16 protein-coding genes are annotated in these 20,247 nt (G+C 71.7%); 9 read left to right on the plus strand and 7 right to left on the minus strand.

Annotation, left to right across the window (positions count from 1 at the left end):
- The first annotated feature begins 55 nt into the window (after nucleotides 1-55).
- Complete coding sequence (locus EWH70_RS23745) at nucleotides 56-1,246, plus strand: HNH endonuclease signature motif containing protein (protein WP_130477702.1); 1,191 nt, start codon at nucleotides 56-58, stop codon at nucleotides 1,244-1,246.
- Between the two features lie 48 nt (nucleotides 1,247-1,294).
- Here the strand turns inward: EWH70_RS23745 and EWH70_RS23750 are convergent, their stop codons facing one another.
- Entirely contained in the window at nucleotides 1,295-1,873 is a 579-nt protein-coding gene (locus tag EWH70_RS23750; protein ID WP_130477703.1) for a TetR/AcrR family transcriptional regulator, read from the minus strand.
- 96 nt (nucleotides 1,874-1,969) lie between these two features.
- Here EWH70_RS23750 and EWH70_RS23755 point away from each other — a divergent pair, with 96 nt between their 5' ends.
- The 6 genes from EWH70_RS23755 to EWH70_RS23780 all read left to right on the plus strand — a co-directional run bounded on the left by EWH70_RS23755 (nucleotide 1,970) and on the right by EWH70_RS23780 (nucleotide 13,901).
- The gene (locus EWH70_RS23755) at nucleotides 1,970-2,356 is read left to right on the plus strand and encodes a DUF6463 family protein (protein WP_130477704.1); all 387 of its coding nucleotides are present in this window, start codon (nucleotides 1,970-1,972) and stop codon (nucleotides 2,354-2,356) included.
- 173 nt (nucleotides 2,357-2,529) lie between these two features.
- Entirely contained in the window at nucleotides 2,530-3,606 is a 1,077-nt protein-coding gene (locus tag EWH70_RS23760; RefSeq protein ID WP_240687181.1) for an MYST family histone acetyltransferase, read from the plus strand.
- Between the two features lie 128 nt (nucleotides 3,607-3,734).
- Nucleotides 3,735-7,736, plus strand: a complete 4,002-nt coding sequence (locus EWH70_RS23765) for a Hint domain-containing protein (protein ID WP_240687182.1) — start codon at nucleotides 3,735-3,737, stop codon at nucleotides 7,734-7,736.
- A 1-nt stretch (nucleotide 7,737) separates the two neighbouring features.
- Nucleotides 7,738-8,304 (plus strand): hypothetical protein, encoded by a 567-nt coding sequence (locus EWH70_RS23770; RefSeq protein ID WP_130477705.1) that lies wholly within the window; start codon nucleotides 7,738-7,740, stop codon nucleotides 8,302-8,304.
- Nucleotides 8,301-10,337 (plus strand): AbfB domain-containing protein, encoded by a 2,037-nt coding sequence (locus tag EWH70_RS23775; protein WP_130477706.1) that lies wholly within the window; start codon nucleotides 8,301-8,303, stop codon nucleotides 10,335-10,337. Before EWH70_RS23770 ends, EWH70_RS23775 begins: the two co-directional genes overlap by 4 nt.
- Before the next feature lie 120 nt (nucleotides 10,338-10,457).
- Nucleotides 10,458-13,901, plus strand: a complete 3,444-nt coding sequence (locus EWH70_RS23780) for a BTAD domain-containing putative transcriptional regulator (protein ID WP_165436385.1) — start codon at nucleotides 10,458-10,460, stop codon at nucleotides 13,899-13,901.
- 41 nt (nucleotides 13,902-13,942) lie between these two features.
- Here the strand turns inward: EWH70_RS23780 and EWH70_RS23785 are convergent, their stop codons facing one another.
- From EWH70_RS23785 to EWH70_RS23795, 3 genes are all read right to left on the minus strand, one after another.
- The gene (locus EWH70_RS23785; RefSeq protein ID WP_165436386.1) at nucleotides 13,943-14,260 is read right to left on the minus strand and encodes a hypothetical protein; all 318 of its coding nucleotides are present in this window, start codon (nucleotides 14,258-14,260) and stop codon (nucleotides 13,943-13,945) included.
- Nucleotides 14,261-14,369: 109 nt separating this feature from the next.
- The gene (locus tag EWH70_RS23790; RefSeq protein ID WP_130477709.1) at nucleotides 14,370-15,023 is read right to left on the minus strand and encodes a response regulator; all 654 of its coding nucleotides are present in this window, start codon (nucleotides 15,021-15,023) and stop codon (nucleotides 14,370-14,372) included.
- A complete protein-coding gene (locus EWH70_RS23795) occupies nucleotides 15,020-16,135 on the minus strand; it encodes a sensor histidine kinase (protein WP_130477710.1) in 1,116 nt (371 codons plus the stop codon). The genes EWH70_RS23790 and EWH70_RS23795 overlap by 4 nt, the downstream gene beginning before the upstream one ends.
- 111 nt (nucleotides 16,136-16,246) lie before the next feature.
- Between EWH70_RS23795 and EWH70_RS23800 the strand changes: the two genes are divergently transcribed.
- Together EWH70_RS23800 and EWH70_RS23805 are read left to right on the plus strand one after the other, a co-directional pair.
- Complete coding sequence (locus tag EWH70_RS23800) at nucleotides 16,247-16,972, plus strand: ABC transporter ATP-binding protein (protein ID WP_240687183.1); 726 nt, start codon at nucleotides 16,247-16,249, stop codon at nucleotides 16,970-16,972.
- The gene (locus EWH70_RS23805) at nucleotides 16,969-17,733 is read left to right on the plus strand and encodes an ABC transporter permease (RefSeq protein WP_240687184.1); all 765 of its coding nucleotides are present in this window, start codon (nucleotides 16,969-16,971) and stop codon (nucleotides 17,731-17,733) included. The genes EWH70_RS23800 and EWH70_RS23805 overlap by 4 nt, the downstream gene beginning before the upstream one ends.
- Before the next feature lie 7 nt (nucleotides 17,734-17,740).
- Here EWH70_RS23805 and EWH70_RS23810 read toward each other — a convergent pair whose 3' ends face one another.
- Genes EWH70_RS23810 through EWH70_RS23820 form a run of 3 tightly spaced genes read right to left on the minus strand, consistent with a single transcriptional unit; the run spans nucleotide 17,741 to nucleotide 20,245 of the window.
- Entirely contained in the window at nucleotides 17,741-18,484 is a 744-nt protein-coding gene (locus tag EWH70_RS23810; protein ID WP_130477712.1) for an SDR family NAD(P)-dependent oxidoreductase, read from the minus strand.
- On the minus strand, nucleotides 18,481-18,987 hold the full coding sequence (locus EWH70_RS23815; protein WP_130477713.1) for an aromatic-ring-hydroxylating dioxygenase subunit beta: 507 nt from the start codon (nucleotides 18,985-18,987) through the stop codon (nucleotides 18,481-18,483). Before EWH70_RS23815 ends, EWH70_RS23810 begins: the two co-directional genes overlap by 4 nt.
- The gene (locus EWH70_RS23820) at nucleotides 18,980-20,245 is read right to left on the minus strand and encodes an aromatic ring-hydroxylating oxygenase subunit alpha (protein ID WP_130477714.1); all 1,266 of its coding nucleotides are present in this window, start codon (nucleotides 20,243-20,245) and stop codon (nucleotides 18,980-18,982) included. The genes EWH70_RS23815 and EWH70_RS23820 overlap by 8 nt, the downstream gene beginning before the upstream one ends.
- Between the last annotated feature and the right edge of the window lie 2 nt (nucleotides 20,246-20,247).

Raw genomic sequence — 20,247 nt, forward strand, 5'->3', positions numbered from 1 at the left:
AGCATAGCTCGATCGTGTGATTGTTTCGAACACCTGTTCGTAATACGATGGTGATGTGTTCGAGAAACCTGGCACCCGCCTGTGGCGGCACTCCGACGAGGAGGTAGCCGCCATCATTCAGCGTGGCCAGGAAAAGATGGCCGCGGCCGCCGCCGAAGTGCTGGAGGGCCTGGCGGAGCTGAGCGCCCGCGGGGCCGATTTCGGGTTCCGGGATCTGGTGGCGTTTCAGGTGGACAACCTCAACGTCTCCCGGTCGCTGGCCAAGACCCGGGTGCAGCTGGCCGAGGAACTGTTCGGCTCGCTGGCCGCCACCGGTGCGGCGCTGGCGGCGGGTGAGGTGTCGCTGGAACACGCGGTGGAAATCCACCGCGCTATTACGGCCCTGCCGGTGGAAGCGCGGGAGGGTTTCGAGGACATCCTGCTGACCCTGGCCCGCACCGCCCCACCCACCGCGGTACGCAAAGCCGGGGACAACATCCGGGCCCGCATCGACCAGGACAGCGCACCACCCGACGAGGACGCGCTGGCGCACCCGGTCCGCGAGTTCCGCTCCACAGTGGATCGACGCGGCCGGTACCGGTTCGCCGGAACCTTGGATGCCGAAACTGGCGCCACCCTGGACGGCCTGTTCGATGTGCTGGCCAAACCGTGCCCCGCCGAGGAAGGCCAACCCGACCTGCGCAACCAAGCCGAACGCAAAGGCGACGCACTCGCCGAGATGATCGAACTGGTCGCCCGCACCGACGACCTCAGCACCCAAGGCGGGGAACGAGCCGTGGTCACCGTGACCACCACCCTCGACGACCTGCAACGCCGCGCCGGACCCGCGATACTCGACGGCGCCGGATACCTCAGCGCCTCCGCGCTGTCGCGGCTGTGCTGCGAAGCCAAACTTGTCCCCGCCGTATTCGGATCCGAGGGCGAGGTACTGCACCTGGGCCGCGATGTCCGGCTGGCCACCAAAGCCCAGCGCCGCGCCCTCCGCCTACGGGACCGTGGCTGCTGTTTTCCCGGCTGCACACGCAAACCCCGCTGGTGCGTCGTTCACCACGTGCGGGAATGGCAACACGGCGGACAGACCACAGTGGACGAGATGATCCTGCTCTGCGGCAGACACCACCGCATCGTCCACCACACCGACTGGACCGTCACCATGACCGACGGCAAACCCCAGTTCCACCCACCCGCCTGGCTCACCACACGCCGAAGACCCAGCACCAACCCCTACCACCGAATCCCCGCCTGAAACCGAAGCGCGGGGCAGGTTGTGACGCCCGGGGAGACCGCGCGACCTCTACTGCGCCGTGGTCGCGCCCCCGGGCCGGGCCTGGTCGAGGATGATGTCGCCGGCGCGGGCCCGAACGTCCACACGGGACCGGCCGCCGTGGTCGGTGGCGAGGAAGTGATGGCCGATCGCCAGGCAGAACGCCAGCAGGCTGCGCGCCTCGACCTCGTCGGGATCGTCGCAGAAGGTGCCGATCATGTCGCGCAGCAGGCGCATGCGCTCGTTGTCCACCCGGCGCAGGTACCCGGCCGCGACCTCGTCGCGGCGGGCCCAGTCGCGCACCGCCAGGTCGATGGGGATCAGCTCCTCGGAGTAGGTGAGCTGCCCGGCCAGCCGCACCCGCTTGCGTGGGTCGCGGGTCTCGCGCTCGACGCGGTCGAGCACGTCGCCGATGCTGCGTTGTTCCCAGGTGTCCAGCATCGCCAGCAGCAGGGCGTCCCGGTCGGCGAAGTAGCCGTAGAAACCCCCCTTGGTCACCCCCAGGGACTTGGCCAGCGCCTCCACCCGCACGGCGTCCACGCCGCCGCCGGCCAGGGCCCGCAGACCGGCCTCGACCCACTTCTCCCGCGGCGTCCGCAACGCGCCCATGACCCACCTCACCTCGAATCCGGTTGTACGCACCCGTACAACCAGGTTAGCCTCCTTCGATATACGCCACCGTATAACCGGGGATGGAGGCCAACGATGATCAAGTGGGCTGGCTGGCTCATCACACTGTTCGGCGCCGCGCACACGATCCTCGCGCTGACCCTGATGGGCGCCGGACAGCACGCCGGAACCTGGTTCAGCGGCGGCCTGTGGCAGGAGAACCTCAAGGCGCTGAGCCCGGCTGGCTCGGCGTACTGGTTCAGCATCGACAGCTTCGGCCCGGCGTTCGTCCTGGTCGGGCTGCTGGTGCTGTGGCTGGCACGGCGTGGCATCACGCCACCGGCGTTCGTCGGCTGGGCGCTGATCGTCTGGACGGTGGTCGACGCCGTGGTCATGCCGCTGACCCCGTGGCCGGTCATCCTCGTCGCCGCCATCCTGCTGCTGGTGGGAATCCGCCGCGCCACCGCGACCGAACGCGCCTGAGCGATCCGCCGGGGTATTTCTCCAGCGTTTCTATATTCCATTGCGCTCACTGTAGATACGGCAATTTCGGCAACTGCGGCCGAATGGCTCATTGACCGAAAGTCGGCCTGCCTGATTTCCTTGCCAGGTCAAATTACTTCAGGCAGGGATTCCACCGGCCGTCGGGGCGTTTCATGGTGGAGGAATTCCAGCCGGGCTCGGGTTTGTCACGGCGGGAGTTCTGCATGCGTGTGCGTTCGTGGGTTGGTGCTGCCTGCGTCCTGTTGATGTTGGTGTCGTCGCTGACGCCTGCCGTGATGGCGGAGGAAGTGTCGGCGGATCGGGCCTTGGTGCGGTGGCTGGCGCGGAAGGACCCGCGGTCGACGGTGCGCACCGATGCGGTGGTGGCGCTGGTGAGTCCGCTCGGGGAGCCGGCGGTCTCGGAGTTTCTGGCTACCGGCTACGACTATGCGGTGCGGCGTGCGGCCGACGCGAAGGTGCGGAATCTGGATTTCGCGAAGCGGGTGCTGGCCACGCATCGGCCGGAGTTCTCGCCGGCGGTATTCGAGGCGTCGCGGCGTGCGGTGCAGGGCACCGATGCCGACCGGGAAGCCTTTGTGCGCACCGGATATGCGGCCGCGCAGAACAGTGACCGGTCGGCGCGGGAGGCGGCGGGTGAGCACGCGCGGGCGATCGCGGAGACCGATCGCGCTTTCGTACGGGCGCTGGCGGTGAACGATCCGGGGGCGCAGGTGCGGGGGGCGGCGGTGTGGGCGACACGTCCGGGCGCCGGTGACGGGGACCTGGTGGAATTCTACGTGCACGGCTGGGTTTCGGGTGGCCGGCTGGATCTGGATTCGCATCGGGCACGGGCCGCGGACAACGACATGGCGTGGCGGGCCACGGCCCGTCGCCTGGTGGCCGAGGCGACCGAGGCCGAGCAGGCCGCGCGGGAAGCCGCCGGTGAAGCTGCGGAGCAGGCCAGGCAGGCGGCGGCACGGGCTTGGCGCACCGTGGCCGATCAGACCACCCCGGCGCGCACCGCGTGGGGCGAGGCCGAGCGGGTGGCGCTGGCGCAGGCGGAGAACTGGCGGCTGGTCGCCGCGGCGGCGGCCGGTGCCACCAGCCCGAACTGGCAGGCCATCGCCGGTTCCGCGGCCGGGAACGAATCCGAATGGATGGCTGAGCAGACGACCGCTGCCGAGCAGGCTGCCTATTGGAAAGCGCTGTACGAGCAGGCACTGGCGGGCGAAAAAGAAATGACTCGCTGAAATCTCTTCTTTTGCCGGGTGGGATCTTGTATTAGCGGAGGGAATCCGTCGTGTCTTGGCTCAGAAATTCTTACCGCGGGCTGATACTCGCGCTCGTACTCACGGTGTTCGCCGGGGGGCTGCAACCGGTGACAGCCGCCGCGCCCGGTGCGCCGCCGACGAATCCGGCAGCGCGGCAGATGCCGCAGGGTGGTCATGGTTCGTGGGATGGCAGGCAGGGCCTGTCGGTGTCGGCGATCGATCCGCGGCTGCGGCAGCTGGTGGTCGACATCGCCGAGCTGGACGAGGACATCGAGGTCCGGCAGGCCGCGACTGCGGCGCTGGCCGCGGGCACCGACGCGGCGATCATGGCGTTCCTGGAGAGCGGGCACGAGCAGGCCAAACAGGCCGCGGCGGCGCGCAAGGCCGAGACGGCGCGGCAGCATCGGACCGAGATCGAGGCGTTGCGGGGCACCGGCGGGCCGGTGTTCAACGCCGAGGTCGAACGCGTGCTCGCCGGTACCGACTACGACCGGGCGTGTTTTCTGGCCTACGGCGCCGAGGTCGCCAAGCTCCGCGACCGCGAGGTAGCCGAACGCACCCAGGCCAGGGCTCACGAGTTGCGAGTCCGGGTGACCTTGCTGAGCACCACCGGCGGGTTCGAGGTCCAGAAGGCAGCCAAGGCGGCGCTGGCCGCGGGGGATGCGGCGATCGCGGAGTTCCTGCGTACCGGATATCAGGCCGCGGCCGCGTTGGACGCGCAGGCTTGGGAGCGGTACCTGCGTGAGCAGGAGGAACGCAACAAGGCCGCCGAGGCGGCCTCGGAGCTGGCCAAGAAGGCCGCGCGGGCCTCGCAGGCGCGGCAGGCGCTGCTGGTCGCGCACGGCGAGGGCGTGCGCGCGTTGCAGCGGGCGGCCAACGCGATGGTGCTGGCCGGAAACGAGGGCCGCCGCGCCGCGCAGATCCTCGCGGCGAACGAGGCCGGCGGGGTCCATGCCCCGTTCGACGAGGTCCAGCGCGAGGTCGCCCGCCAGCTCGGCGCGGCCCAGACCGCGTCGAACGCGGCGCAGCAGGCCGCGGCCAGGGCCACGGTCGAGGCGAACGTGCTGGTCGAGATCGGCCTGCCCTACGGCGCCGAGTGGGCCCGCATGGCCCAGGGCATGGCCGAGGCGGCCGGCGCCGCCGTGGGCGCCTCGCAGACCGCGGTACACGCGGTCGAGGCCACCGTGGCCACCGACCGTGCCCAGGAAGGACAGCAGAAAGCCGAAGCCCGCGCCGAGCAGGCCCGCAAATGGCGCGGCCACGCCGAGGAACACGCCCGGTCAGCGGCCGCGATCGCCGAGGCCGCCCGGGTCGAGGCTGCCGCCGCGCAGGACGCCGCCGTACGGGCACGCCAGTCACGGCTGGCGGCCGAGGAAGCCGAACGGCAGGCCTGGGCCGCCGCCGAACGCACCCGCCAGGCCCGGCTCACCGCCGAGGCCGAAGCTCGCACCGCCGCCGCGCAACGCGCCATCGCCGAACGCGAACGAGCCAGCGCCGAAGCCGCCCGCCAGCGAGCCGACCAGGAAGCCGCCCGGGCACGCGCGGCCCGTGGCGTCGCCGAAATGGAAGAAGGCAACGCCAACGCCGCCCTGACCCGGGCGCTGGAACAGGAACGTCTCGCCGGACAGGCCGCGGGGCACGCTCGCACGGAAGAGGGCAAGGCCATCGCCGCCCGGGACGAGGCGTTCCGGGCCGAGCAGGCCCGTGACGCCGCGCAGGCGCGGGCACAGGCGCTGGAGGCGATGGCCGCGCAGGCCCGGGGCACCGAGCACGCGGAAGCGGCCCAGGCGGCCGCGAACCAGGCCCGCACCGAAGCGGGCATCGCATCCACCGCCGCGGCCAACGCCAGGACCGCGGCGAACACGGCCACCGGGGCCGCGGCCAACGCGAGGGCGGCCGCCACCGAGTCGACCCGGGCCGCCGCCCGGGCACGGGCAGCGTCGGACGCGGCGCACGCCGCGGCGAAGCGGGCCGACGCCGCCGCAGGCCAGGCCGAATCCGAGGCGGCCGCCGCGCACCATTTCGCCCTGCAGGCCAACGTGAAGGCCGCCGAAGCGACCGCGTGGGAAACCAAGGCCGCCGAACACGCGCGTAACGCCCAGCGGCTGGCCGAGCAGGCCGCCGACGAAGCGGTCAAGGCACTCTGGGCGGCCGACCGGGTCAAGGCCGAAGCCGAAGCCGCCGCCCGCGAAGCCGTCTCCTCGGCGACACAGGCCGAGGCCGCCGTGCGGGCCTCACTGGCCGCGCGGGCGTCGGCGCAGGGCATCACCCAGCCTGCCAGCAACGCCATCACCATCGTCGCCCCGTTCACCGGCGAGGACCTCGACGCCGACTGGATCGCCGAAATCGCCGCCCAGGCCCAAGCCATCGGCAACGAACAAGCCGAGGCCGCCGCACGGCGCGCCACGGAGGCCACCACCGCCGCCCGGGCCGCCGCCGACGCCGCAGCCCGCGCCGCGGCGGAGGTCAAACCCGCCTACGAAGCCGCGGCCCGCGCCGCGGCCTCGGCCGAAGCCGCCGCCAAATCTTCCGCGGCAGCCCAGCGATCAGCCGCCGACGCCGCACTCGAAGGCGCCGCCGCACGCGCGGCCGCGGCACGGGCCAGCCAGGCCGACGCGCAAGCCCGCGCCGACGCCGCCGCGGCACGCAACGCCGCCAACCAGGCCAACAACGACGCCGCCATCGCAGGTCGTAACGCCACCGCCGCCGAAGCCGCCGCCGAAGCGGCTCGCACGGCCGCCCGCAACGCCGAAGACGACGCTGCCGCGGCACGCGACGCCGCCACCAGAGCCCAGGCCGCGGCCGAGGCAGCCAACGACGCGGCCGAACGCGCCCAAGCCCACGCCGACGAGGCCGCCAAGGCCGCCGAGAACGCCAAGGGCAAGGCCACCGAAGCCCAGCAGGCCGCCGAACGCGCCGAGGAACAGGCCCGGCGCGACGAGGCCGAACGCCGCCGCCAGGCCGCCGCGGAGTCCGGCGGGGACGGGATTCCCGACCTGACACCCGACGAGGAGGAAGTCCTGCGGATGGCGGGCGGCGAGCCACTCGTCCAGGAATTCCGCAACGGCAGGGCCGCGGCGAACAAAACCGTTCTCGACTTCCTCGTCGAAGTCGGCGCCGAGGTCATCCTCGACGTCATCGGCGTGAACGACGCCAAACGCTGTTTCGGCGAAGGCAACATCGAGTCCTGCCTCTGGACCGTCGTCAACGTGGCCTCCCTGGTCGTGATCATCGGCAAGATCGGCCCGATCACCAAGGCCGTCGGGAGAATCATCAGCGGCGTCCAGGGCTACCTCGACGGCACGAAGTGGGGCAGGCAGCTGCTCAAGCGGGTGCAGGACTTCACCGTCTGCAACTGCTTTCCGGCCGGCACCACGGTGGACACCGAGCACGGACCGAAACCCATTGAGCGGGTCGCCGTCGGGGACCGGGTCTGGGCACGGGACACCGGCACCGGGCTGCCGCGGTTGCGCCGGGTCGTCGACCTCTCCAGCAGGACGGCCGAAACGCTGCTCAGCATCACAGCAGGCGGCACCACCGTGCGGGCCACACCGGAGCACCCGTTCTGGGTGGACGGCCGTGGCTGGCGCAGAGCCGACCAGCTCGTGGTGGGCGACCGGCTGGAGACGAAACGCGGCGAGCACCCGGCCGTCACCGGCATCACCCGGGCCGCCGCAGCCGTCACCGTCCACAACTTCGAGGTCGAAGGCGACCACAACTACTACGTCACCGAGTCACAGTTACTGGTCCACAACTGCGAAAGCGTCTGGAACATCATCACGCGCAGGGCCGACGACTGGCCCGGCACACCGATTCCGAAGTCGTTCGAGCTGCCGACCACGAGCGGACAGCGGATCTGGGTGATCGAGTCGGCGACGAAACACATCAACGAGCGGTACCTGAGCCTGAATGTGCGCCCGGAATTCCTCGATCTTCATGCCGAGGCCATGCTGAGCCAGCTGCGGAGTGCGGTCGACCAGGCCGTCACCAACGGTCTTCGCTATGACGGGCCTGTCAGGATAGGCAACTGGCACCTGCAGTTCAGTGAGCCGAGGAACGGGACGCTCCCGGTCCTTCACCACGCTGTATACAGTCCAGGAAGGTCGTGACGTGTCGTTTCGAGTAACCGGAGTTTCGCCGGCGGAGCAGGCCAGGGACGAAAGCGACGACTACATCGCACTCTCCCTCGCCTTCGTGCCGCCCGGCGCCCGGATGGATCCGGTCTACTTCTTCGCCGCCGACTCACGTGGACCCGAGTACGGCTACGTCGAGCTGAAGGCCGATGGCTACCAGGGAATGGTGTTCGAGATCGTCATGGTGACCGTCCCTGTCTCGCCGGGCCCGGTTCCCGGCGCGGCACCGGAGGAACCCGGCCTGGTGCGGCTGGACCTGTCGGAGCGCCCTGGTCCGTCCACAGAGGACTTCGCGATGGAGACGGTCGACCACCGGATGCCACTGTCGGTTGGCGTCGACGGCAACCGTGTCTACGTATCGCTGGGAGAACACCGGATCGCGCGCTGGGTGGTGTCCGCACCGGTGTCGTTCGGCGTGACCGAGGACGACCTGCTCGCCGGGTTCCGCGTCGACGACGCCTCCGGTGAACTGGGCAAGAGGATGATCGCGGAGCAGGAACGACGTCGGGTCGTCCTGGCGAAGAAGGAAGGCCGTTCCGAATGAGATGGAGACCCGTGCTCATCGCCGCCGCCGTGGCGGGCGGGCTGCTGGTGGCCGCGCCGGCACAGGCGCAACCCGTCGCGCCACCACCGGTGGTGGCCGCGGACACGCCGACCGAGGTGCCGCTGGAGGTGGCGGTTCCGCCTGCGACACAGGAGGACAAGTTCCGCGCCGCCGCCGTCCTCGGCATCGTCGCGGGTGACGACCTGCTGGTGCTCAGCGACCGCAACTTCGTCATCGCGCTCTGGCGGCGGGCCACCGGAGCGGAACTGCGGGCATCGGCCGAACTGGCGTTCGCCGGGACCGACCAGGAGTGCTCCCAGTGGATCCGCACCGGAATCCACGAGGCGAAGCGGCGCGACGACCTCAACGAGATCCGCGACGCCGAACGGGCCCGCGAGGCCCGCGAACTGAAGCAGAGCGCGGCGGCGGTCATCGGGATCGTCGCGGAACCGGAACTGCTGATCCGCGGGTACAAGGACTTCGTGTTCGCACTGTGGGAACGGGCGACCGGGCCGAAGGTCAAAGCGGCCGCCCTGGCCGCGTTCGGCGGGACCGAGCAGCAGCAGATCGACTTCCTGCGCACGGGCATCGGCGTCGCCGACGCGCAGGACAAGCAGGACAAGATCGACCAGGACGAGCAGGCCAGTGAGGCGGAGAAGGCGCGGCAGAAGGCCCGCAACGCCAAGGCACGGGCGATGGCGGTGCTCGGCGTCATCGCCACCCCCGGAATGCTGGAGCTGTCCGACGACAACTTCGTCCGCGAGGTGTGGAACCGCGCCACGCAGGGCACCGAAGTCCACGACGCGGCCGTCGACGCCCTGCGCAGCCCGGATCCGGCCGTGTGGAAGTGGTTCATCGACACCGGTATCTACGAGGCCGACGGCCGCGACACCGCCAGCAAACTGCGCAAGGAGGAGGAAGACAACCGGCGGCGCGCACTGGAAATCCAGACCAAGGCGGAGAAGTCCCTCATCCGCCCGGGGCTGGTGTACGCCGCGAAAGCCGCGCTGGCCGGGACCCCCAAGGACGTCGCCGACTTCCTGCGGATCGGCCAGTACCGGTCGTTGATCCAGTCGCTGCGCTCCGACCGCGCGGGCAGGCGCGGTCACCACGTCCGGCCGGTCGGCGCGGGTTACGCCGACATCACCGCCGGACCGCAGATCCCGGGTGGCGGCGCCGGCGCCGACGCGTCCTGGCGGGTCATGCCGGGCCTGGGCAACCCGGACTGCTACTCGTTCGAGTCGATGACACAGCCGGGCGTGTACCTGCGGGTCAGCAACTTCCGTGTCCGGGTCGAGCCGACCGACGGCACCACCGTCTTCCACCGGGACGCCACCTGGTGCCCGAAGCCCGGGCTGATGGGCGTCGGCGTCTCACTGGAGTCGTTCAGCAATCCGGGCCGGTACCTGCGCCAGTTCGGGGGCGCGCTGTTCGCCGCCGACAACAGCCGCAGGCAGAGCTTCGATCACCCGGACTGGTTCACCGTCGACGCGTCCTGGCGGATCAACTGGGCCTACCCGGTCACCACGGCGATCGAGCTGCGCTGGCTCAACGACACCGCCGCGCGCGACTACGTCTGCGAACCGGCCGACACCGAGAAGACCGACGGCATGGTGCGCTACCGCGACTACCGCTGTGCGCGGATGTACTGGGCACCCACGCATCACAACTTCGGACCGAAGATCATGACCGGCCACATCCACGCCGAATATCTCAGGCTAGGCGGGCACACCTCGGCCCGGCTGGGCCTGCCGGTGACCGACGAACTGGACGCACCCGACAAGGTCGGCCGGTACAACACCCTGTCCAACGCCGGGGCGATCTACTGGTCGCCCTCGACCGGCGCGCACGCCATGTTCGGCTCGATCCTGAGCACCTGGTACTCGCTCGGCGGTGTGAAGTCGTCGCTGAAGTACCCGATCAGCGCCGAAACCGACATCCCCGGACTGCCCGGCGGTAAGCGCACGCTGTTCCAGGGCGGCCGTATCGACTACGACCCCGCGACCGGCAAGGCGACCCCCTACCCTGCCTGACGCGGGACCGACCCGGGCCCCTCGCTCACTCCCCGGGCGAGGGGCCCTTCTCGCAGGTCAACCATCTTGCTAAAGTACGCCCGCGTCGGCATCACGATGTTATGGACGGGTGGGGGCACCGTGGTCGAAGACCCGAAGACGTGGGGAGCAGCGCTGCGGACACGGCGCAGGAACGCCGGGCTCACCCAGCGCGACCTGGCGAGCCTGTCCGGGGTGAGCGTCCGCACCATCCGCCACCTGGAACAGGGCCTGACCGGCAAGCCCCGGCAGGAGTCGGTCCGCAGGCTGGTGGCCGCGCTGGACTCCGGCGGTCCCGCGCCCACGGCGCCGGAGGCCACGCTCCGCATCGACATTCTCGGCCCGCTGGCGGTGACACTCGACGGCACCCCGGCCGACCTCGGCCCGATGAAGCAGCGGTCGCTGTTCGCCCTGCTCGCGCTGCGCGCCGGCCAGGTGGTCACCCGCGAGGAACTGGTCGACGCGCTGTGGGGCGACCGGCCGCCGGCCAGCTGTCACAACCTGGTCCATACCTATGTCTCCGGGCTGCGCAAGGCGCTGGCGACCGGTCACGGCGCGGCGGCGGCCATTTCCTCCGCCACCGGCGGCTACCTGCTGACCGCCGACGCGGACGCGATCGACCTTGGCCGGTTCGACCGGCTGGCGACCATGGCCGACCGGCTGTGGCAGGAAAGCCCGGAGGCGGCCCTTGATCTGGCCGAACGGGCGTTGCGCTGCTGGCGCGGGCCGGCACTGGCCGACCTGCCGCCCGGGATCCGGCAGCACCCGGTGGCGCAGGCGGCCGGCACCCGCCGCATCGCCGTCTGTCTTGCCTACGCGGAGACGGCGTCGCGGCTGGGAACACCGGAGCAGGCCGTCGAGTACCTGCGGGCGCTGACCCACGAGGAGCCGTTCCACGAGGGACTGCACGCCCGGCTGATGCTGGCCCTGGCCGGCAGCGGGCAGCAGGCGACCGCCCTGCGGTTGTTCGGCGAGCTGCGCTCGCGGCTGTCCGACGAGCTGGGAATCGCGCCTGGGCAGGAAGTGCGGTCGGCCCATCTGCAGATCGTGCGCGACGAACTGCCAGCGAAGCCGGTCCCGAACTCGCGGCAGCCCGTGCCCGCGCAGCTTCCGGCCGCCGTGTCCGGGTTCGTCGGCAGGCAGGACAGTCTCGGCACGCTCGACGCGCTGCTCGGCGGCGCCGTCAGCCTCGCGGTCATCAGCGGCACGCCCGGCGTCGGGAAGACCTCGCTCGCCGTGCAGTGGGCCCAGCACGTGCGCGGCCGCTTCCCGGACGGCCAGCTGTACGTCAACCTGCGCGGCAACGCCTCCGGGCAGCCCGCGCGGCCGCTGGAGGTGCTGGTCCGGTTCCTGCGCGCGCTCGGCGTGGCCCCCGAGCACACCCCCGGTGACGTCGACGAGGCCGCCGCCCTGTTCCGCACCCGGCTGGCCGGGCGCCGGATGCTGATCCTGCTGGACGACGCCGCGGGCGCCGACCAGGTCCGCCCGCTGCTGCCGGGTAGTCCCGGCTGCCTCGTCGTGGTCACCAGCCGGGACCGGCTGACCGGGCTCACGGCGAAGGAGGGCGCGTCCCGGCTGTGCCTCGGCGTGCTCGACGAGACCGAGGCCGAACTGCTGCTCGGCAGGATGATCGGCACGGACCGGGTGCACGCCGAGGCCGGCGCGGTCCGGGAACTGGCCCGCGCCTGCGCCTACCTGCCGCTGGCGCTGCGGATCGCGGCGGCCAACCTGATGTCGGCGCCGCACACCAGCGTCGCCGCCTACCTCGACGAGCTGCGTGGCGCCGGGACGCTGAGCGGTCTCGCGGTGCAGGGCGAGGACAGCGGCGACGCCGTGCTCCCCGCGTTCGAGATTTCCTACACCAGGCTGGAACCACCGGCCCAGCGGCTGTTCCGGCTACTCGGCCTGGTCCCCGGCAGCGACTTCACCGCCGGGTCGGCGGCCGCGCTCACCGGTGACCCGGTCCCCGTCACGCGGCAGCTGCTGCGCAGGCTGACCGCGGCGAGCCTGCTCGACGAGCACGCGGCCGGCCGCTACCAGTTCCACGACCTGCTCCGCGAGTACGCCGCCGGGCTCGCCCGCCACGCCGAGCCTGCCGAACACCGGCGTGCCGCGGTGCGCGGGCTGTTCGACTACTACCTCGGCCACGCCGAGGCCGCGAGCGCCGTGCTGTACCCGTTCGCCCGCCGGACCGTCCGGCCCGCCGACGTCGAGTTCACCACGTCGTCCGCCGTCGACTGGCTGGACCGGGAGCGCACCAACCTGTTCGCCATGGTGTCGCGGGCGGCCGAGCACGACCTCGCCGACCACGGCTGGAAAGCGGTCGACATCCTCAGCCGCTACCTCTACCACCGGGGCCACAGCGCGGAATGGCTGACCGCCTGCCGTGGCGCGCTGGCCGCGGCGCGGACCCGCGGCGACCAGCGCGCCCAGGCCAGGATGCACAACGTCCTCGGGCTCATCCACTACAACCTCAGCGACTTCCGCGCCTCGCTCAGCGAGCACGCGACCGCGCTGGTGCTGAGCAGGTTCACCGGCGACAAGGCCATGCAGGCCGGCGCGCTGCACAACATGGGCAGGGTGTACTCGCAGACCGGGCAGCACAAGCGCGAGGTCGACTGTTACCAGCAGGCGCTGTCGCTGCGGCAGGAGATCGGCGACCGGGTCGGTGAGGTGGCGGTGCGCCAGCACCTGGCCGTCACCTCCTACACGCTGGCCGAGTTCGACACCTCGATCCGTGAACTCGGCAGGGTGCTGGAGGTGGCGAGGGCGGAGAGCGCCGCCGACATCGAGCAGCGGGCCCTGCACGCGCTCGGGATGAACAACTGGGCGCTCGGCCGGTTCGACGAGGCACTCGGGTTCTACACCCGGTGTGCCCGGATCGTGCACCGCACCGGCAACCGGCACGGCGAGGCACCCGCCCTGGTGTGCATGGCGGAGACGAACTGCGACGCGGGACGGCTGTCCACGGCGGCGGAGCAGGCGCGGGAGGCGGTCCGGCTGGGCCGGTCGCTGGGTGAGCGCAGGCACGAGGCGGGCGGGCTGGAGGTGCTGGCCGCCGTCGAAGCCCGGCTCGGCAGGCACGACGAGGCGATCCGGGGCTACACCGAGGTGCTGCGCCTGGCCGAGGAGATCTCGTTCGACTACGGGCAGCAGTCCGTCCTCATCGGACTCGGTGCCGCCTACCGCGGCGCCGGGCGGACCGAGCAGGCCGTCGAGACCGGGGCCGCGGCGCTGGAAATGGTGCGGGCGTCCGCGACGCTGGTGCTGGAGGTGCGGGCGCTGACCGAACTGGCCAGGTCATTGCTGGCCGCCGGGGACACCGCCGCCGCGGAGCGCCACGCCGAGCAGGCGGTGACCCTCGCGCGCCGGCGTGGCCAGCGGTTCGGCGAGGCCCATGCCCTGCACGTGTCGGGGCAGGCCCTGCGGGCCGAGGGCCGTGCCGAGGCGGGAGCCCGGCGCCTGGACGAGGCACACGCCCTGTTCGCCGAACTGGGGACGCCGGGGGCGGGCGACAGGCCGTCCCTGATCGGCAGAAGCGCGTGAGGTGCGGGGCCGGTGTCGGGGACCGGCCCCGCGGTCCGTTCTCAGCAGGTTCCCTGGTTGTCGATCGTGAAGATCTCGGTGGGCCCCCAGCCCTTGAGCCCGGCCGTCGGCCCCGACTCGATGGCGAAATGCGCGTTGACCGCGTCCCAGGTGAGGATCGCCCCGCGCGTACCCGGCCACACCCGCACCCGCTCACCGCCCGCACCCGGCCCGGCAACCTCGAGGTTGTACTCGATCTCGAAGAATCCCGTGTTCAGGCAGGCGGGCTCGCTGCTCGCGCCGGCCGGCGCCGCCAGCACCACGCCGGCGGCTCCGGCGGCGAGCCCGGCCGCCAACGTCCTGGTGAGCATCTTGACCACTGTGTCGACTCCCTGTGTCGCTTGTTGGTTGATTACCAACGAGACGCTAGGGATCGTTTCTGGAACACCACTGGAACCCGGCTGAACCGGTGCCTGCCCGGTGGACCCGTCAGTCCAGCAGGCCGTGGTGCAGCGCCCGCAGCACCGCCCGGGTGCGGTCGCGCGTGCCGAGCTTGCCCAGCAGGTTCGACACGTGGTTCTTCACCGTTCCCTCGGCCAGGAACAGCGCCTCGCCGATCTCCCGGTTGCTGTACCCGCCGGCGACCAGGCGCAGGACCTCGAGTTCGCGTTCGGTCAGCTCCCGCACCGGCGCGGCGTCGGCCTCGGTCAGCGGGGCGAGTTCGCCGGACCGGACCACCCGCAGCAGCCGGTCGGTGATCGCGGGCCGGACCAGGGTCGCCCCGGCAGCGAGCGTGCGCACGGCTCCGACGAGCTGCTCCAGGGTGACGTCCTTGAGCAGGTACCCCTTCGCCCCCGCCCGCAGTGCCCGCAACGCGAGTTCGTCGTCGTCGAACGTGGTGAGCACCAGCACCGGGACGTCGATTCCGCGCTGCCGCAACGCTTCCAGCGTCCAGATCCCGTCGTGGCGCGGCATGCGCAGGTCCAGCAGGACGACGTCGGGCCGGTGATCGGCGATGGCCGTCACGGCCGCGGCGCCGTCGTCGGCCTCGGCCACCACCTCGACGTCCGGCGACAGGTCGAGCAGGCCGCGGATCCCCTTCCGGACCAGGGTCTGATCGTCGACGACGCACACCCGGATCATGGCGCGGGCACCTGCGCCAGGACGCGGAACCCACCGCCGCCGGCGAATTCCACGCGGCCGCCGAGTTCTTCGACCCGCTCGGTGATGCCGCGCAGCCCGTTGCCGGGGCGGATCGCGGCCGCACCCCGGCCGTCGTCCCACGCGCTGAACCGCACCTCACCGCCGGTCCCGGTGATCTCGATCCACAGCTGGGTCGCCTCGGCATGGCGGATGGCGTTGGTGACGACCTCCTGCACGCAGCGGATCAGCGCCGCGGTGCGGGTCTCGTCGACCCGCACGGTGTCGTCGACGCGCAGGTGCACCGTCGGCTCGGGCAGGTCGGCGACCAGCTCGCGCAGGGTGTCGCGCAGGTCCGGGCTCCGGCGGCGCAGTTCGCCGACGGCCGCGCGGACGTCCCCGAGCAGGCCCCGGGCCGTGGCGCGGGCCTGGGTGACGTGCTCGGCGGCGGGCCCGGACGCGGTGTGCGCGGCGACCTCCAGTTCGAGCGCGAGGACCGTCAGCTGGTGCCCGATCAGGTCGTGCAGCTCGCGGGAGATCCGCAACCGCTCGTCGGCTCTGGTCGATTCGGCCAGCAGTGCGGTGGCCGCACGCAGCTCGACGTGTGCCCCGGCGAGTTCCTGCCGGGTCCGCGCCTCCCGCAGCTGGACCAGTACCCCGAACAACACGCCCAGCTGCAGCAGCAGGTACAGCAGCGGAAGCAGCAGCATCTCCACGAGCCGTCCGGAGGTCATCCAGACCGCGGCGGCCACCACGCCAGTGTGCAGCACGATGATCGCCGCGCTGGTCCTCCTGCCGACCAGATAGCCGCTCGTTGCCGCCGTGTAGACCAGCAGAATCGGCGTCCAGCCGACCTGTGGTGCCAGCAGCACGAGGGCCGCGCCCAGCAGAACCTGCGCGGCGAACACCCGTCGCACGAGCACCGCCGAGGTGAGGTCGACCAGCCAGGTGCAGACCACCAGCGCCGTGGCGTAGCCGGCGAAGCAGATCCACCACAACCAGAAGGGAGCGGCGCCCGTGGCGCCGCCGGACAGCTGGACCACCAGGACCGGCACGGCGACGGTGACACAGACGAGCGTGCCGAAGATTCCGGACCACAGCTCGTCTCGCCGCATCCGTCCACTGTAAACGGCGGACTCCCCCGGTGACCCGTGCCGGAAGTCATGGCCTCCGATCGTGACCGCCGGCACGCGCGCGGCCCGGGGTCGCTGCCTAGCGTCGGTGGGGTGAAAGCGATCGAGATACACCGGCTGCACAAGCGCTACAAGCACGTCGTCGCCGTCGACAACCTGAGCCTGACGGTGGACCAGGGCGAGGTTTTCGGGCTGCTGGGCCACAACGGCGCGGGCAAGACCACGACCGTCGAGATCGTCGCGGGACTGGGCAAGCCCGACCGCGGCCGGGTCCGCGTGCTCGGGCTCGATCCGCTGCGGGAGCGCGCCGCCGTCCGGCGAGTGCTCGGTGTGCAGTTGCAGGACGCCGCCCTGCACCACGCGCTGACGGTGCGCGAACTGGTGCGGCTGTACCGGACGCTGTACCGCGACGGCGCCGACCCGGACGAGCTGATCGGCGCCGTCGGGCTCACCGGAGCAGCTCGCACCCGGTACGACCGGCTCTCCGGCGGTCAGCAGCAGCGGCTGTCCATCGCGCTCGCCCTCGTCGGACGACCCCGCGTGGCGTTGCTCGACGAGCTGACCACCGGCCTGGATCCCCGTGCCCGCAGGGACATCTGGGCCCTGGTGGAGAACCTGCGCGCCGACGGGGTCGCCGTGCTGCTGGTCAGCCACCAGATGGAGGAGGTCGAACGGCTGTGTGACCGCGTCGTCCTGCTCGACCGCGGCAGGGTGATCGCGGCGGGCACGCCCGCCGACCTGGTGACCGAGGCCGGCGCGGTCACGCTCGACGACGCCTTCCTCGCCCTGACCGGCCGTCCCCACCAGGAGCTGTCGTGACACCGGCGAGCCGGCCGGGCCCGCGAGCCTGGGCGGCCCTCATCGGTGCCGAGGCGCGGATGGTCGTCCGGGACACACCGGGCCTGCTCATCCCGTTCGCACTGCCCCTGCTGATCCTGGTGATGAACGCGCTCGGCTCGGCCAAGCAGGTAGTGCCGGGTACCGGCGGCCGTACCACGGTGGACCTCTACGTCGTCCCGCTGGCACTGGCGATCGGCACGGCCACCATCGCCGTGGTCAACCTGCCCAGTTTCCTCGCCTACTACCGCACCGCCGGGGTGTTGCGGCAGCTCGCCGTGACACCGGCACGGCCGATCATGGTGCTGGTGGCGCAACTGGTCGTCAGCGCGGCGCAGACAGCGGCAGGGATCGCGCTGGCGCTGGGGATCGCCACGGTCGCGTTCGACGTGCACCTGCCTGCCGCGCCGGCAGGTGCACTGGGCGTGCTGTGCCTGGCCGCGCTGGCGATGTACGCGGTCGGCCTGCTCGTCGCCGCGGTCGCGCCCACCGGCAACGCCGCCGTGGCGATCGGCATGACGCTGTTCTTCGCCATGGGCGCCGTGGGCGGCATGTTCGGCGGCACCGGCAACCTGCCCGGCGCGCTGGCCGGGATCGGTGAGGCGCTGCCGTTCGGGGCCGCGGTGAAGGCACTCGGGGCGGCCTGGGCCGGCGCCACGCCGCAACCGGCGCAGCTGGTGAGCCTGGCGGTCACCGTGGTGGTCTGCGGCCTGCTCGCCGCCCGGTTGTTCCGCTGGCGGTAGTACGCCGTCAACGCAGGTAGAGGCCGCCGTTGGCGTCCCAGCAGGCACCGGTGACCGAGGCCGCGCCCGGTGAGGCGAGCAGGGCGACCATGTCGGCGATGAACGCCGGGTCGCCGAGCTGCCCGACCGGAATCCGGGCGGTGAAGGAGTCGAGGTCGGCGCCGACGATCGAGCGGACGGCGGGGCTGTCCAGCGGGCCCGGCGAGACGGCGTTGACGGTGACCCCCGAGGAGGCCAGCTCGCGGGCGAAGACCTTGGTGGCCGACAGGATCGCTCCCTTGGATGCCGCGTAGTGGCCGCCGGTCGCGGTGCCGCCGTTCTGCCCGGCCAGCGACGCGAGGTTGACGATCCGGCCGTAGCCCCGCCCGGCGAGGTAGGCGCCGAAGACCTGGCAGGCCGTGAAGGTGCCGGTGAGGTTGACCGCCAGCACCTCCTCCAGTTCGGCCCGCGTGATCTCGAACAGCGGTGTGGCCTGGGTGCGGGCGGCGTTGTTGACCAGGATGTGCACGGTGCCGAAGTCGGCGACGACGTCGGCCAGCAGCCGTTCCAGCGCCGCGCGGTCGCTGACGTCGACGCGGTAACCGCGCGCCGTCGCGCCGGTGTCGTCGAGCCGGCCGGCCAGCGCGGTGGCCCCGGCGCCGTCGAGGTCGGCCACGGCGACCCGGCAGCCACCGGTGTGCAGGCGGCGGACGAGGTACTCCCCCAGGCCGTTCGCGCCGCCGGTGACGACGGCGACCTGCCCGGCGGTCACGGCAGGAACCCCGCCGCCGGCACGGCGTCGTCGCTGTCGACGAGCCGGACGACCTTCAGCGCGATCCGGTCGCCCGCCGGGTCCCCCGCCGACAGGCGGATCCGGTGCACGAGGTCGGCGGCCCAGATGTCGTGCCGCCCCCGTTTGTAGGCGATCAGCACCTGTGCCGACCGCAGCACGACCTCGTCGTCGGCGACCGACTCCGGCACGAACCGCGACACGGTGCGGACGGTGCGCGCGGCGTCCACGGCGGCGATGGCGTAGCCCTCGGTCATCCGGTTCACCCGCAGCCGCCGCATCCGGGCGTCGTCGTAGACCATGTTGAGCGACGCGGCGAAGTCGGTGGCGTCGCGGTCGATCGGGACGACGTAGATCCCGTCTCCGGTGAACAGCTCGTTCCAGGCGGCGTAGTCCGGGCGGTCGAGCAGTTCGGCCTCCCGCCAGACGAGTTCGACCGCCCTGGCCACCCGGCGGTCGGTCAGGGACAGCGCGGTCTCAGGCATCGCTCATCATCCGCTTCCACTCGCCGTAGGCGGCACGCATTCCGGTCTCGTCGGTGACGTGGGAGGTCGGCAGGCCCCGCGGATCCGTTGCCTGCCTGGCCATTCCGCGGTTGACCAGGATCGCCATGTCCGGCGCGGCCCGCACCCCGCGCTGGACCCGGTCCCAGCCTTCGGCGTCGTCGGGTGTGCCGAACCCGAACGGTCCCTGGAAGTGCTCGTGGATGCGCAGCCGTTCCCGGTTGACCACGTCGAGTTCGGGCGGGCCGTCCGGGCCGATCGCGATGTGCTCGATCTCGGTCTCGTCCACCGCGACCGGGCGCAGCACCCGCAGGAACGACGAGGACAGCGACACGTTCGGGAACAGGTTGAGGTTGAACCCGGTGCCGTGCATGGCCCGCACCAGTTTGCGCACGGTGGCCGGATCGAGCGTCTGCGACAGTTCCGCGGCGATGCCCGCGAAGCGGGACGGCAACGGCTCGCTGCCGTCGTCGACGTCCAGATCGGAGTGCCCGGGCACCATCCGCATGACGCTGTGGCCGTTGCCCAGATCGTGGGTGACCGCGGCGGGATCGGTCATGAACGACATCATGTCCGCGGTCTCGGCATCGACCGAGGCCATCCAGGACCGGTGCACGATCGGGAAGTGGTAGCCGTCGGTCGTGTTCTCCAGCTGGATCTTCCAGTTGCCCCGGTAGCGGAACCGGTGCCTGCCCAGGACCTTGACCGGGTAACCGCCGCCCTGCTTGAAGAACCGGTCGATCCACGGAACGGCCTCACCGAGGAAGTCCGCCAGCGGCTCGCCGTCCCCGGCGAGGGTCGCGAACACCATGCCGCCGCAGACCTCGGTGCGCACCCGGTGCAGCGACAGCTCCCGCCGGTCGAACACGCCGTCGTAGCCCTGCGGGTAGGGCACCCCGCGCAGGGTTCCGTCCAGGCCGTAGGACCAGGCGTGGTACGGGCAGGTGAACCCGTTGGCCCGGCCCGAGGGCTTCTCGCACAGGCTCGCGCCGCGGTGCCTGCAGCGGTTGAGCAGCGTGTGCAGGACGCCCTGGCGGTCGCGGGTCACGATCACCGGCTGGCGGCCGATGTGCGCGGTCTTGAAGGTGCCCGGCTCCGGCAGCTCGCTCTCGTGCGCGACCCACACCCAGGTGCGTTCGAAGATGCCGGTGAGCTCACGCTCGAAGATCTCCGGGTCGGTGTAGAGCCGGCCGGCGACCCGGTCCGGGGACACCAGGTCGCCGGGGGAATGCTCGGTCATCG

The sequence above is a fragment of the Amycolatopsis suaedae genome (assembly GCF_004214935.1).
Taxonomy (GTDB): domain Bacteria; phylum Actinomycetota; class Actinomycetes; order Mycobacteriales; family Pseudonocardiaceae; genus Amycolatopsis; species Amycolatopsis suaedae.